We start from the raw sequence: 13,525 nt of genomic DNA on the forward strand, positions 1-13,525 counted from the left end.
ATGCAGGACGCCACACATATCGTGATCGGCGCCGGTTCCGCCGGCGCGGCCCTGGCCTACCGCCTTTCGGAAGACCCCGCCAACCGGGTTCTGGTGCTGGAAGCCGGTGGCACGGACGCCGGACCCTTCATCCAGATGCCGGCCGCGCTCTCCTATCCCATGAACATGTCACGCTACGACTGGGGCTTTTCGAGCGATCCCGAGCCGTATCTGGGCGGACGACGGCTTGCCACGCCGCGCGGGCGGGTCGTCGGCGGCTCGTCCTCGATCAATGGTATGGTCTATGTGCGCGGCCACGCACGCGACTTCGACACCTGGGAAGCGATGGGGGCGAAGGGCTGGGCCTACAGGGACGTCGCCCCCTATTTCGCCCGCATGGAGACCTCCCACGGCGGCGAAGCGGGCGTGCGCGGCTCGACGGGTCCGCTGCATGTGACGCGCGGAACCAAGTGGAGCCCGCTCTACGACGCCTTCATCGAGGCGGGGCGCCAGGCCGGCTACGAGACCACCGCCGACTACAACGGGCTGAAGCAGGAAGGCTTCGCCGACATGGAGATGACCGTGTGGCGCGGGCGCCGCTGGTCGACGGCCAACGCCTATCTGAAGCCGGCGCTCAAGCGGGACAACCTGCGTCTCGTCTCCGGCGTCACCGCACGTCGCATCCTGTTCGATGGCACGCGGGCAACGGGCGTCGAGGTCGCACGCGGAAACGGCATCGAGACCTACAGCGCCTCGCGCGAGGTGATCCTCGCCGCCTCGTCGATCAACTCGCCCCGACTTCTGATGCTGTCGGGCGTCGGCGACGCGGACGCCCTGTCCGCGCTCGGCATTCCTGTGATCGCCGACCGCAAGGGGGTCGGCCAGAACCTGCAGGACCACCTGGAACTCTATATCCAGCAGGCGTGCACCCAGCCGATCACGCTCTACAAGCACTGGAACCTGTTTTCCAAGGCGCTGATCGGCGCGCGCTGGCTTCTCACGGGCACCGGACTAGGCGCGTCCAACCACTTCGAGGCCTGCGCCTTCATCCGCTCCGGGGCCGGCGTCGAGTATCCCGACATCCAGTACCACTTCCTGCCCTTTGCCGTGCGCTATGACGGCAAGGCTGCGGCGGAAGGGCACGGTTTCCAGGCGCACGTGGGACCGATGCGTTCGAAGTCGCGCGGGCGTGTCGCCCTGACCTCGCCCGACCCGCGGGCCGCGCCATCGATCCTGTTCAACTACATGTCGCATCCGGACGACTGGGAGGACTTCCGCAAGGCGATCCGCCTGACACGGGAGATCTTCAGCCAGGATGCCTTCGCCCCTTATCGCGGCAAGGAAATCCAGCCGGGTGTGGCGGTTCAGAGCGACGAGGACCTCAACGGCTTCATCAAGGAGCACGTGGAAAGCGCCTACCACCCTTGCGGCACCTGCCGCATGGGCGACGTCGGCGATCCCATGGCCGTGGTCGACCCGGAAGGGCGCGTGATCGGCGTGGAGGGCCTGCGCGTCGCCGACAGTTCCATCTTCCCCCAGATCACGAACGGCAACCTCAACGGCCCCTCGATCATGGTCGGCGAGAAGATCGCCGACCTCGTCATGGGCAAGGATCCGCTTCCGGCCTCCAACCAGGAGCCCTGGATCCACCCGGACTGGCGGACAAGCCAGCGCTGAGGTCTGGTCAGGCCCCGTTTGTCCGCTATCCTCAAGATGATACGCCGCACGCCCGCAAGACACTTCAGGGAGACGCCCATGCGCGCACAGCCGCAAGCCTCGCATTTCATCAACGGCGCCTATCAGGAAGATCTCCACGGCCGGCCGCTGGAGAGCCTTTATCCGGCCACCGGCGAGGTGATCGCGCGGCTTCATGCGGCCGGCTCCGAGACAGTGAACGCGGCGGTGGCCGCCGCACGCACCGGACAGAAGATCTGGGCGGCAACGCCCCCGGTCGAGCGGGGGCGGGTGCTGCTCCAGGCGGCGGCACTGCTTCGCGAACGCAACCGTGCGCTTTCGGAACTGGAAACGCTCGACACGGGCAAACCGCTTCAGGAAACGCTGGTCGCCGATGCCGCCTCGGGCGCCGAGTGCCTTGAGTATTATGGCGGACTGGCGGGGACATTGACGGGCGAGCACATCGATCTCGGCGGCTCCTTCGCCTACACGCGCCGCGAGCCTCTGGGCGTTGTCGCGGCCATCGGTGCGTGGAACTACCCGATCCAGATTGCCTGCTGGAAGTCCGCGCCTGCCCTAGCGTGCGGCAACGCCGTCGTGTTCAAGCCATCGGAAATCACGCCCCTGTCGGCGCTGAAGCTTGCCGAGATCCTTCAGGAAGCCGGACTTCCCGACGGCTGTTTCAACGTCGTCCAGGGCTTCGGCGAGACAGGCGCGCACCTCGTGAGCCATCCGGATGTCGCGAAGGTCTCCCTGACCGGATCAGTTCCCACGGGCACGAAGGTGGCCGGACTCGCGGCGCAAACGCTCAAGCACGTAACACTGGAGCTTGGCGGCAAGTCGCCGCTCATCGTCTTCGACGATGCCCATCTTGACAACGCGGTCTCGGCGGCGATCAACGCCAACTTCTATTCAAGCGGCCAGATCTGCTCCAACGGCACACGGGTCTTCGTCCAGAAGGGCATCAAGGAAGCCTTCCTCGCCCGGCTCGCCGAGCGCACCGCGAAGGCGCGGATGGGGGACCCGATGGACGAGGCCGTCGACACCGGCCCCCTCGTGTCGCAGGCGCAATACGACAAGGTCACCAGCTATATCGAGGCCGGCAAGGCCGAGGGCGCACGCCTCGTCTGCGGCGGTGACCGGGCCAGGGTCGAGGAACTGCCGGACGGGCTCTTCGTGACGCCGACGGTCTTCGCCGACGTCGCCGATCACATGACGATTGCGCGCGAGGAGATCTTCGGCCCCGTCATGTGCGTTCTCGACTTCGAGGCCGAGGACGAAGCCGTGGCACGCGCCAATGCGACCGAGTTCGGCCTCGCGGCGGGCGTCTTCACCCGCGACATCACGCGCGCACACCGTGTGATCGCCGGCCTGAACGCGGGAACCTGCTGGATCAACACCTACAACCTGACGCCGATCCAGATGCCGTTCGGCGGCATGAAACATTCCGGCATCGGACGCGAGAACGGGCACGCGGCCATCGAGCACTACAGCCAGATCAAGTCCGTCTACGTCGAGATGGGAGACGTCGAAAGCGCCTACTGAGCGCGAAGGAGGGCGAGAACAGCCTCGGGAGGGCGCCCGATGACCGCACGCCCGCGCGCGATCACGACCGGGCGTTCGATCAGGATCGGATGCCTGGCCATCGCGTCGACGAGAGCATCCGGATCGGAAACCTCGTCAAGTCCCTCTTCACGGTAGACCGGCTCGCAGGTCCGCATCAGCGCACGCGGGTCGTCGAGGCCAAGGGCCGCGAGAACCGACCTGATCTCTCTTACATCGGGCGCGTCCGAGAGATAGAGGCGAACCGTTGGCTCAACGCCCTCCTCGCGCAGGAGGTCCAGCGTTCTCCGCGACTTGGAGCAGCGCGGATTGTGCCAGATGATGGCTTCACCGCTCATATGCCGCCCTCCCCGTCCGGGTTGAGGCGTGCCCAGGCGTCCGTATTGCGCCCCGTGGCCTCGGAAAGGTTCGCAAGCCCTTCCCGGTCGAGGCTGGCGGCAAGGTGCTTCGTGATACGCGAGAGAAGTTCAGGTCCCTCGTAGACGAGCCCGGTGTAGAGCTGAAGCAGGGTCGCGCCGGCGGCGATCTTGGTCCATGCGGCTTCGCCGCTGCCGACGCCGCCAACACCGATGATCGGCAGATCGGGACCGACACGCTGGCGCATCCGCGCAAGGGTGATCGTGGCACGGCGAAAGAGCGGGCGCCCCGACACGCCCCCCGTTTCCGACGCCCCCTTACGATCCGACACACCGGCGCGAGACAGAGTCGTGTTGGAGACGACAAGCCCTTCGATGCCGGAGGCCAGCACCTCGGCCGCGATGTCATCGAGACCCGCTTCGTCCATGTCGGGCGCGATCTTGAGGAAAACCGGCACGCGGCGCCCCACACGCTCGACCTGCCGTTCACGCGCCTCCACGACACGCCCCAGAAGCTCCGCAAGCGCGGCGCGGGCCTGAAGGTCGCGCAGTCCGGGCGTGTTCGGCGAGGAAATGTTGACCGTGAAATAGGACGCACAGGCGGCAAAGGTCTCGATGCCGGTCACATAGTCGGCGACGCGGTCCTCCGCGTCCTTGTTGGCCCCCACATTCACGCCGACGATACCATCGCGGCCGGCGCGCGCATCGAGACGGGCGAGCAACGCGGCGTGACCGTCATTGTTGAAGCCGAGCCGGTTGACGATCGCCTTGTCCCGTTCAAGACGGAACACGCGCGGTTTGGGGTTTCCCGACTGCGGTCGCGGCGTGACCGTTCCCACCTCGGTATGGCCGAAACCGATGCGCAACAACGCGTCCGGCACCTCGCCGTTCTTGTCGAACCCGGCCGCCATGCCAAGCGGATTGGGAAATGCGAGGCCCGCCGCATGAACAGCGAGACGCGGGTCCGCCGTCGGCGGACAAACGGGAGCGAGGCCGCTGGCAAGCGCCTTGACCGTCAGGCCGTGCGCGGTTTCAGCGTCGAGCGTGAAAAGCGCGCGCCGCGCCAGTCCGGAAGCGAGCGACGCGAACATCAAAGCCCCTCCGGAAAGACGTGACTGCCGTCACCGCCAAGCGGCAGGGCAACGCAGGAGACGACGGCACTCATCGGGAGGTCGCCGTAAAGATGGGGGAAGAGCGCTCCGCCACGCGAGGGCTCCCACCTGAGCGCGTCGCCAAGGGCTTCCGCGTCGATGGCGGCAAGCACCAGATCCGACTGGCCGGCAAAGTGCTTTTGCGCCGTGCCCCGCACCTGATCGGCCGCTGAGAAATGGATGAAACCGTCAGCGAGGTCGACCGGCGCTCCGGTGTAGACGCCCGCATCCTCTGCCGCGCGCCACGCCGCGCGCGGGGAAATCTTGTAGATCAGCGTCATGCCTTGCGCCCTCGTCTCGTGCCCTCGTCCGCGCCCGCCGGATTACAGGGTGACAGGCATCCGCACAAGGCCGCGCGCGGACTTAGACATGTCGACACCCCTGCCATTTGTCCGCACGACGCGGCAGCGCACTGGCACACCGGCATCAATAGGAATATATACCGGAGCGGGGACAAGTTCCGCCGGACGGTCGCCGGGGCGCACCGGGGCGGGTCTCCGCAAGGGCATGGAGCGGGCGCATGTTGTCGCACGAAAGCGTATGGTCGGCGATCGACCGGCTGGCCCGGCACAACGGGATGACGCCATCGGGCCTTGCCCGTCGCGCCGGCCTTGATCCGACGACATTCAACCCGTCCAAGCGGATTGCCGCGGACGGACGCCCGCGCTGGCCGTCGATGGAATCGATCTCGAAGATTCTCGACGCCACGAAGGTGGATCTGGCCGAGTTCGTCGCGCTCATGCGGCATCCCGAAGCGTCCTCCATGACGCCCATGCCACCGGCGGCAATGGCCGGCTTCTTCAGCGATGCCGCCGCGGCCAGTTCGGAAAGCTGGCCCGACCATGACGACGTGGAAGCGGCGGAACGGGTGGCGGCGCTTCCAGATCATGACCTGACGCTCAAGGTGCACGGGCGCGACCTCATGCCCCTTTACAGGGACGGTGACGTTCTGGTCGTCTCCCCGGCAGCCGACATCCGTCCGGGAGACAGGGTGCTCGTCCGTCATGCCGGGGGGCGACTCTCGGCCCATGTGCTGTTGCGCCGGACCCGAACCCGCGTGGAATTCGCCGGAGCGCGCGAAAGCGACCCGCCGCTGCGCCATGGCATCACCGAAATTGCCTGGATCGCAAGGGTGATCTGGGCGAGCCAGTAAAAGACGGGCACGCCACCCGCGCGCCCGAGGAGATCGCAATGAGACGTATCCTGCTGCCGCTTGCCGCCGGTCTGGCGACGGTCGGCCTCGTCGTGCTCGCGCTCCTGCGCCTTACCGCCCCCCCTCCCCCCTCGGCCGAGGAAGCCAGCGCCCGCATCGCCCTGCAAAACGAACAAGCCGAACGTCGCGCGGCAGAGGAGGCCCTCGCCGCCAGTCTGCCGCCGGCGCCCCTGCCGGATACGCTGCGCAATGTCACGCCAGGCGGTATTCTGCCGCTTCCCCCCGTCAACGGGCCCTTGAAACGTGTCGCCCCGCGCCTGCCCGAAGTTGAGAAACGGGAGGTGCCCGACGAGATCACCGTACGCCAGCCGGTGGTGCTGGACGGGGGAACACTGGAAGCCGACGGGCTCGTGATCCGCCTCGCGGGCATCGAGGCGCCCGGCCTGGACGCGGCCTGCCCGTCGCACCTCGGCGGCTCCTGGCCCTGTGGCGTGCGCGCGCGCACCGCGCTTCGTGCCTTCGTCCGCCGTTTCGCCATCACCTGCTCCGACATCGATCGTCCGGAAAACGGCCCGGTCACGGCGACCTGCAGGCGCAACACCACCGACCTCGCCACCTGGATGGTCGAACAGGGCTGGGCGCTCCCGGAAGACGGCGCGCCGAAAGCCCTCGTGGAAGCCGCGAAGACCGCACGCAATGAGCGCAAGGGACGCTGGCAGCTCGAGGGACTGCCGAAACTGGACCCGGAACTCTCCCGGCCGGTGGAACCCGAGTTCGAACTCGACCTTCCCGGCGTCCTTCCGGACAGCCCCGCGATCCAGCCTTCTCCCGCTGAAGGGGACGGCCGCAATGCTCTGTCAAACGCGGCGAACCCAACACCCTGAAGATCCAGGCCCGCACGTCTCGAACAACGCTTCAGGCGGTTCCTCTTGCACGACCGAGCAGGCCCAGTCGCATGTTTCACTCGACTAAATCGCACATGAAACTGGCTCGCCAGAAATCCCGACCATATACCGAGGCGATTTCCTTTGAATATTCAAAGAAAAATTTGAACAACCAGTGCACCATAAACAAATTTTTAACCTAAATTTACATTCATTTGATCATGACTTCGCTGAAGTGAAAGACATGGAGATTATTCAAAAGGAACATCAAGAATAAATACTTTCATACACATGAAATAAAAATCTTGCCCGCTCCTTTGCTCGAATACCTTCCGGCTCGCTCCAGCATCGTTTCCATTTCTCCCTGGGGGTACACGGTGATCCGGTTCTCAAATTTCAAGACCCTGTACAAGGTCATCTGCGTCGTCGCACTTCTGAGCGCGATCGCAGCCTTGCTCACTTATCAGGCCACCACGGCCATGAACGTAATGAACAGTGCCAGCGTCCAAATGGATACGCAGGCGACGAACTCGCGTCTCGTTGCCATGCTTGGCGCCAACCTTCTCGCGGTCAGCCGTGAGGACTACCGCATGGCGGCGGACCCAAGCGATAAGGTGATCCAGGAGGCGATCGCCAGCATCCAGAAGGAGCGCAAGACCTTCGCCAGCCGCGTTCGGAGCATTCGTGAAAACGACTCGACACTGATTGCGGAAGATCTTGCGGATATCGAGCGCCTCTGGAATTCCCTGCAGGACGAAATCGACGAGGACATCGAGTTCAACCGAACGTTCGGCGAGGATCGCTCGGCGGAGCAGGTGGCCGAGTTGCGTGAGTCGCTTTCGCGGACTCTCGGGGCAACCCGCAAGCTGCGCCAGGCCTTTATCGACCTCTCCGGAAAAATCGAAAATCAGGTGGACGAGGCACGGCAGTCGGCCACCCAGGTCTATCAGTCCAGCGAACGCTTCATGCTGATCCTCGCCGGAACGGGCATTCTCGGTGGCGTCCTGATCGGCTTTCTCATCACGCGCTTCGGTATCGTCAATCCGATCCGGGCGCTCATGGGAAGCGTCCAGCAGCTCGCCGCCGGCCAATTCGACATCCAGGTTGCCGGCCGCGACCGCAAGGACGAAATCGGCGAGATCGCGAAGGCGGTTGAGGCATTCAAGGTGAAACTTGCCGAAGAAGCCCGCCGCGAGGCCGAAGAGAAGACCGAGGCGGACCGGATCGCCTCGGAAAAACGCCGCGCGGAGATGGTCCGCCTCGCGGACGATTTCGAAGGTGCCGTCGGCGAGATCGTCAACATCGTCTCCTCGGCATCGGCCGAACTCCAGGCGGCCGCCAGCACGCTGACCTCCTCGGCCGAAGAGACGAGTTCGCAGTCGGCCTCGGTGTCCAGCGCGGCGGAGCAGGCCGCAATGAACGTGCAGACGGTCGCCGCAGCTATCGAGGAACTGGCGAGTTCCGCAACTGAGATCGGTCGCCAGGCCGAACAGTCGAAATCCGTGGCCGCACGCGCGGTCAGCGAGGCAGAGCGCACCAACGGCCAGATGCGCGAGTTGCGCCAGAATGCCGACCAGATCGGCGCCATCATCAGCCTGATCGACGAAATCGCGGAAAAGACGAACCTGCTTGCACTTAACGCCACCATCGAGGCGGCACGCGCCGGAGAGGCGGGCAAGGGATTTGCCGTCGTTGCAAACGAGGTCAAGGGGCTCGCCGAGCAGACCGCGAAGGCCACGGCCGAGATCTCGGGTCAGATCAAGTCCATGCAGGGCTCAACCACGGTCGCGGGCGACGCCATCGCTTCGATTGGAAAGACAATCGACGACATGAGCTCGATTTCAGACGCGATCTTCGGCGCCATTGGCGAGCAGAGCAACACGACGACCGAGGTCGCCCGCAACATCCAGCAAACCGCTCAGGGCACACAGGAAGTCACGGACAACATCACCGGGGTCACGGTCGCGGCACAGGAATCGAGCTCGGCGGCGGCGCAGGTTCTGTCATCCGCCAACGAACTGGCGGAGCAATCGGCTGTCCTGCGCACGCAGATGGATCGCTTTCTGGAAACCGTGCGGGCCGCCTGACCGGCCGGCCTCTCCATGTTTCCTTCGGCAAAAAGAAAAGCCCCGGCGGGTCATCCCGCCGGGGCTTTTCCGTTTCATGCGCGATCGGATTTCTCAGGCGTTGCCGGCAACCAGCTCGCCGGAGATCGCCTTGGCGATCAGGGCCCGGGTCTCGGGAATGCCGTAAAGCGCCACGAAGGAGCCGAAGCGCGGTCCACGCTCCTGGCCAAGCAGGAGCCGATAGAGCGCGTTGAACCAGGACACGGAGACACCCGGACCGCCATCCGGTCCCTTCTTCTTCTCGTCCTGATAGCGCTCGATCGGGCGCGCCACATCAAGCACGGCGTCCTGGATTATGTTGCCGTCCGCGTTCGCGGGCAGCTCCGCAAGCGTGGCATCCAGTGTTTTCAGCGCGGCAAGCTCCACGTCGTCGGGCGCGTGGAACACCTTCGTCGGCTTGACGAAGTCGTCGAAGTAGCGGATCGCGTAGCCGACCAACTCGTCCAGCTTGGGATGGCTTTCAGCCGTCACACCCGGAACATGGCGGGAGATGAAGGCCCAAAGGACGTCCTTGTTTTCCGCGTTGGAGGCGGACACGAGGTTCAGCAGCATGGCGAAGGAGACCGGAACATCCACCTCCGGCGGATTGCCGGAATGGATATGCCAGGCAGGATTCGCGAGCTGCTGCTCGACTGACATGGAGGGATAGCGCGTCGCAAAGGTCACATATTCATCGACCGCCTTGGGAATGACGTCGAAGTAGAGCTTCTTCGCGGTCCTCGGCTTGTTGAACATGTAAAGCGCCAGGCTCTCCGGCGAGGCATAGGTGAGCCATTCGTCGATGGTCAGACCGTTGCCCTTCGACTTGGAGATCTTCTCGCCGTTCTCGTCCAGGAACAGCTCGTAGACGAAGTGCTCCGGCGCCTTGCCGCCGAGGATCTCGCAGATGCGGTCATAGATCGGCGCGTTCGTCAGGTGATCCTTGCCGAACATCTCGAAATCGACGTCGAGCGCAGCCCAGCGCATGCCGAAATCCGGCTTCCACTGGAGCTTGACGTTGCCGCCAGTCACCGGAAGCGTGATCTCGGTGCCATCCTCATCCTCGAAGGTGACCGTGCCTGCCTTCGCGTCGACGGCCTTCATGGGGACATAGAGCACGCGGCCCGTCGTGGGCGAAATCGGCAGGAACGGCGAATAGGTCGCCTGCCGCTCCGCCCCGAGCGTGGGCAGCATCACATCCATGATGTCCTGATACTTGCCGGCCGCCCTGAGGAGGACCTCGTCGAAGCGTCCGGACCTGTAGTACTCGGTCGCGCTGGCGAACTCGTATTCGAAGCCGAAATGGTCGAGGAAACGGCGCAGCATGGCGTTGTTGTGATCGCCGAAGCTCTTGTGATCGCCGCCGAAGGGGTTGGGAACCGCCGTCAGGGGCTTGTGCAGATACGGCTCGAGCGCGGCGCGGTCGGGCACGTTTTCCGGGATCTTGCGCATCCCGTCCAGGTCATCGGAAAAGCACAACAGACGCGTGGGGATCCTGTCGCCGGTGAGCACGCGGAAGGCCGTGCGCACCATGGTCGTGCGTGCCACCTCGCCGAAGGTGCCGATGTGAGGCAGCCCCGATGGCCCGTACCCCGTCTCGAACAGGACCGGCCGGGAGGGGTCGCGCCCCTCGATGCGTTTCAGCAGCTTCCGCGCCTCCTCGAAAGGCCAGGCTTTCGAGACCTTCGCCGCCTCGATGAGGGCGGGAGACAGGTCGAGCGGAGGCAGCTTCACTGACGTCATGATCAAACCGGTTCTGTTGCTGGAAAGAAGAGCGGACGAGGCGCGCGGCACCTGCCCGCAGACGCGCCGGACACTACTGCAAGCGACCGGCAAACGAAACCGGAAAACGGCAAAAAACCGCGCTCGCACGCCCTTGCCGGGGTGAACCGCCGCCAACAGGCGGCTTGCATGGGTGGGGCGGGCGCTTTAGAGCAGGAAGCAGCTCCTGGAGGAGCCCAGAACGACCTCGACAAGATCCAGGGTTTCACGATGAACGAAAACGTCAGCCTGCAGGAAGCATTGATCTACGCGATGGTGATGGTGTCTGCCGCCGACAGCAGCATGACCGATCGGGAACTGCACGCGATCGGCGAAATCATCAAGACAGCCCCAGCGTTCCGCGGCTTCGACCCGCAGCGCCTTCTCCCGGTGGCGCAGGACTGCAGCGAGAGGTTGCAGGCCGAAACGGGCATGGCCGACACCTTCGCGCTGATCGCGGACAGCGTGCCGCTCTCCTATCGCGACACCGCGTATGCGCTTGCGGTCGAGATCGCCGCCGCCGACCTGATGGTGGCGCGCGAGGAGCTCAGGGTCCTGCAGATGCTGCGCGATGCGCTCGGCCTCGACAAGCTCACGGTCGCCGCGATCGAGCGCGGCGCACAGGCCCGCTATCGCGGCGCCTGAGTCCCGCTTCCCTCGGAACCGGCACCTTCCCCAAGACCGGAAGACCCGCTCGAAACGACACGTGGCGGAATTTCGCCGCCCGTGTCCATGCCTTCCACCCAAAGGGTCGGGCGTCCCACGTGATAGCCTTGGGCATGGGTGACGCCAAGTTCGCGCAGGACCTCCAGCGTGCGGGCGTCCTCGACATATTCCGCGATCACCGAGACGCCGATCTGGCGCGCCACCGCGACGATGCCGGCAACGATCGTGCGCTGCAGCTTGTCATGCGCCACGTCGCCGATGATGCTGCCGTCGATCTTGAGGCTGTCGATCGGGAACTGCCTCAGATAGGCAAACGACGAAAGCCCCGAGCCGAAGTCGTCCAGAATGACGCCACAGCCGCGCTGACGCAGCGCGAAGACCAGGGCCTGCGCCGTCGACATGCTGCGCACCGCCGCCGTTTCCGTGATCTCGAAACTCACGTGCAGCGCCGACTGAGGCGCGGAATCGAGCGCATCGAGCAGGAACGACTTGAAATCCCGGTCCCCGACCGAAAGGCCGGAAAGATTGATCGTGATGCGTTCGTCGTCGGCAAGCGTGCCCACATGCGCAAGGGCATTTGACACGACCCAACGGTCGATCTCCTGCATCAGTCCGTGCCGCTCGGCGGTCGCGATCAGCGACGAAGGCGGAAGAATGCGCCCGTCATCTCCCACGAACCGCAGAAGAACCTCGCGCATGGGTTCGCTCGTCCCGTCGATGGGCGCGATGGGCATGGTGTGGAGTTGCAGGGTTCCGTGCTCGAGAGACCGGCGAATGAGCTGGATGTTGCCGATGTCGGTCCGCCGGGCGATCATCTCGGCCGTGTCCGGTCGATAGACCGCTGCCCTGGCGCCACCGGTCTCCTTGGCGTGCAGGCACGCCTGGTCTGCCTGGTGCAGGACCTCGACGATGGTGCGTGGCAGATCGGTTGTCGCACGCGGCTCGATCATGGCGACACCGATGCTGGCGCTGACACGGTAGATCGAGCCGTCCCAGGAAAACCGCATCCTGTCCAGGGTCGAGACGATGCTCTCCGCGAGCGCGCTCGCCTCCCGCTCTCCAACCCCCTCGACCAGAACCGCGAACTCGTCTCCGCCAAAGCGGGCGCAACTGACTCCCTCATTCGCCTCGAAGGAGCGCAGCATGTCCGCGATCTGGCACAGGAGTGCATCGCCGGCGGTATGTCCCGCAACGTCGTTGACGAGCTTGAAGCCGTCGATGTCGATCGTCAGAAGACCCGAGGTCTCGCCCGAACCGTCGACACGGTTCAGGACATTGGCGAGTTCCTCCTGCAGCCAGAGACGATTGGACAGCCCTGTGAGCACATCCTCGCGCGCCTGGCGGTGAAGCTCGCGGGCAAGCCTGGTCTGGGCACTCACGTCGCGCAGCACCAGCAGCGCGCCGGTTATCTCCCCCGAGCGGTCGCGATAGGGATCCATGCGAATGCGCACGAAGATCGACTTCCCGGCAGTCTGCCTGACTTCATATTCGTACTCGACGCTTTCGCCGGCGAAGCACCGCTCGAAGCGGGCGCGGGCACGACCGTCGAAACGTTCGCCCCCGATCAGGTCTCGCACGTGGACGCCGACCATTTCGCTCGGCGTCATGCCGTAAAAGGCCGCGTTGGCGGCATTGGCGAAGCGATAGACAAAGTCGCGACCGACAAGCGCGATACGGTCGGCGGTCTGGCGCACGATCTCCTCGTGCAGCGACAGGCGCTCGTTGAGCTGTTCGAACTGGGTAACATCACGTGCGGTGGACGCCACGCACGCGACCTTTCCCGCCGCATCGAAAACAGGGCGAAAAAACACCTCGAGCACGCGCCCGCGATTCCGCTTGCGCAGTCCCGGCGTCCTCAGTCTGGAGGCGATCCCCGCGAAGGCGCGGTCGATATTGGTCCTTCGGAGGCCAAACACCTCGTCGCCAAGAACCTCCGCAACGGTCCTGCCGATCACCTCGGAGCGCGGCAGTTCCTCCATGTCAAGGAAGGTGCCGTCGACATCCCAGATCCGGTATTCGCGATCACACACAAAAACCCCGGCCCGGCTCATGTCTATGATGGCGCTGTGAACCACGTCCCGAGAGACGGAAAACGGCCATTCGGCATCACTCTCCCCGCTCGGGGATGCCCCGAGACGGCCAGACCCGCTCTTGCTTCGCGTCTTCGTCCCCATGACCGGCTCCTACCTGCGGAAAGCAACCGGGAAGCTCTTGGCACAGTCCGTACCGCCTC

General features: G+C 64.9%; 11 protein-coding genes. 6 read left to right on the forward strand and 5 right to left on the reverse strand.

Annotated elements, in window-relative coordinates; all coding sequences use genetic code 11:
• Together betA and betB are read left to right on the forward strand one after the other, a co-directional pair.
• Nucleotides 1-1,656 (forward strand): choline dehydrogenase, encoded by a 1,656-nt coding sequence (gene betA, locus ACYX4S_RS12960; protein WP_476360477.1) that lies wholly within the window; start codon nucleotides 1-3, stop codon nucleotides 1,654-1,656.
• A 78-nt stretch (nucleotides 1,657-1,734) separates the two neighbouring features.
• Nucleotides 1,735-3,198, forward strand: a complete 1,464-nt coding sequence (gene betB / locus ACYX4S_RS12965) for a betaine-aldehyde dehydrogenase (protein ID WP_476360478.1) — start codon at nucleotides 1,735-1,737, stop codon at nucleotides 3,196-3,198.
• On the opposite strand, the gene arsC is transcribed toward betB, so the two are convergent.
• The 3 genes from arsC to ACYX4S_RS12980 are packed head-to-tail and all read right to left on the reverse strand — an operon-like array spanning nucleotide 3,192 to nucleotide 5,004.
• The gene (arsC, locus tag ACYX4S_RS12970) at nucleotides 3,192-3,554 is read right to left on the reverse strand and encodes an arsenate reductase (glutaredoxin) (RefSeq protein ID WP_476360479.1); all 363 of its coding nucleotides are present in this window, start codon (nucleotides 3,552-3,554) and stop codon (nucleotides 3,192-3,194) included. The two genes, betB and arsC, sit on opposite strands and share 7 nt — an antisense overlap.
• Entirely contained in the window at nucleotides 3,551-4,663 is a 1,113-nt protein-coding gene (locus ACYX4S_RS12975) for a quinone-dependent dihydroorotate dehydrogenase (RefSeq protein WP_476360480.1), read from the reverse strand. The genes arsC and ACYX4S_RS12975 overlap by 4 nt, the downstream gene beginning before the upstream one ends.
• A complete protein-coding gene (locus ACYX4S_RS12980) occupies nucleotides 4,663-5,004 on the reverse strand; it encodes a DUF952 domain-containing protein (RefSeq protein ID WP_476360481.1) in 342 nt (113 codons plus the stop codon). The genes ACYX4S_RS12975 and ACYX4S_RS12980 overlap by 1 nt, the downstream gene beginning before the upstream one ends.
• 239 nt (nucleotides 5,005-5,243) lie before the next feature.
• On the opposite strand from ACYX4S_RS12980, the gene ACYX4S_RS12985 reads away from it, so the two are divergent.
• From ACYX4S_RS12985 to ACYX4S_RS12995, 3 genes are all read left to right on the forward strand, one after another.
• Nucleotides 5,244-5,876 carry a S24 family peptidase gene (locus tag ACYX4S_RS12985; RefSeq protein WP_476360482.1) on the forward strand — a complete coding sequence of 211 codons (633 nt, stop codon included), beginning with the start codon at nucleotides 5,244-5,246 and terminating at the stop codon, nucleotides 5,874-5,876.
• A gap of 38 nt (nucleotides 5,877-5,914) precedes the next feature.
• A complete protein-coding gene (locus ACYX4S_RS12990) occupies nucleotides 5,915-6,760 on the forward strand; it encodes a thermonuclease family protein (RefSeq protein ID WP_476360483.1) in 846 nt (281 codons plus the stop codon).
• 377 nt (nucleotides 6,761-7,137) lie between these two features.
• Nucleotides 7,138-8,847: a methyl-accepting chemotaxis protein gene (locus tag ACYX4S_RS12995; protein WP_476360484.1), complete on the forward strand. Its 1,710-nt coding sequence runs from the start codon at nucleotides 7,138-7,140 to the stop codon at nucleotides 8,845-8,847.
• A gap of 93 nt (nucleotides 8,848-8,940) precedes the next feature.
• Here ACYX4S_RS12995 and ACYX4S_RS13000 read toward each other — a convergent pair whose 3' ends face one another.
• Nucleotides 8,941-10,608 (reverse strand): lysine--tRNA ligase, encoded by a 1,668-nt coding sequence (locus ACYX4S_RS13000; protein ID WP_476360485.1) that lies wholly within the window; start codon nucleotides 10,606-10,608, stop codon nucleotides 8,941-8,943.
• Between the two features lie 249 nt (nucleotides 10,609-10,857).
• Between ACYX4S_RS13000 and ACYX4S_RS13005 the strand changes: the two genes are divergently transcribed.
• A complete protein-coding gene (locus ACYX4S_RS13005; RefSeq protein WP_422070302.1) occupies nucleotides 10,858-11,271 on the forward strand; it encodes a tellurite resistance TerB family protein in 414 nt (137 codons plus the stop codon).
• On the opposite strand, the gene ACYX4S_RS13010 is transcribed toward ACYX4S_RS13005, so the two are convergent.
• Entirely contained in the window at nucleotides 11,256-13,466 is a 2,211-nt protein-coding gene (locus tag ACYX4S_RS13010) for a putative bifunctional diguanylate cyclase/phosphodiesterase (RefSeq protein WP_476360486.1), read from the reverse strand. The two genes, ACYX4S_RS13005 and ACYX4S_RS13010, sit on opposite strands and share 16 nt — an antisense overlap.
• Nucleotides 13,467-13,525 lie beyond the last annotated feature (59 nt).

The sequence above is a fragment of the Stappia sp. ABD4_338 genome, from assembly GCF_056312175.1.

Excerpts from the sequence above, each read along its gene's own strand:
- ACYX4S_RS12990 (WP_476360483.1), top strand. The coding sequence starts at position 5,915 with ATGAGACGTATCCTGCTGCCGCTTGCCGCCGGTCTGGCGACGGTCGGC.
- ACYX4S_RS13000 (WP_476360485.1), bottom strand. The coding sequence starts at position 10,608 with ATGACGTCAGTGAAGCTGCCTCCGCTCGACCTGTCTCCCGCCCTCATC.
- ACYX4S_RS13005 (WP_422070302.1), top strand. The coding sequence starts at position 10,858 with ATGAACGAAAACGTCAGCCTGCAGGAAGCATTGATCTACGCGATGGTG.
- ACYX4S_RS12975 (WP_476360480.1), bottom strand. The coding sequence starts at position 4,663 with ATGTTCGCGTCGCTCGCTTCCGGACTGGCGCGGCGCGCGCTTTTCACG.
- ACYX4S_RS13010 (WP_476360486.1), bottom strand. The coding sequence starts at position 13,466 with ATGGGGACGAAGACGCGAAGCAAGAGCGGGTCTGGCCGTCTCGGGGCA.
- arsC (WP_476360479.1), bottom strand. The coding sequence starts at position 3,554 with ATGAGCGGTGAAGCCATCATCTGGCACAATCCGCGCTGCTCCAAGTCG.
- ACYX4S_RS12980 (WP_476360481.1), bottom strand. The coding sequence starts at position 5,004 with ATGACGCTGATCTACAAGATTTCCCCGCGCGCGGCGTGGCGCGCGGCA.
- ACYX4S_RS12985 (WP_476360482.1), top strand. The coding sequence starts at position 5,244 with ATGTTGTCGCACGAAAGCGTATGGTCGGCGATCGACCGGCTGGCCCGG.
- betA (WP_476360477.1), top strand. The coding sequence starts at position 1 with ATGCAGGACGCCACACATATCGTGATCGGCGCCGGTTCCGCCGGCGCG.
- betB (WP_476360478.1), top strand. The coding sequence starts at position 1,735 with ATGCGCGCACAGCCGCAAGCCTCGCATTTCATCAACGGCGCCTATCAG.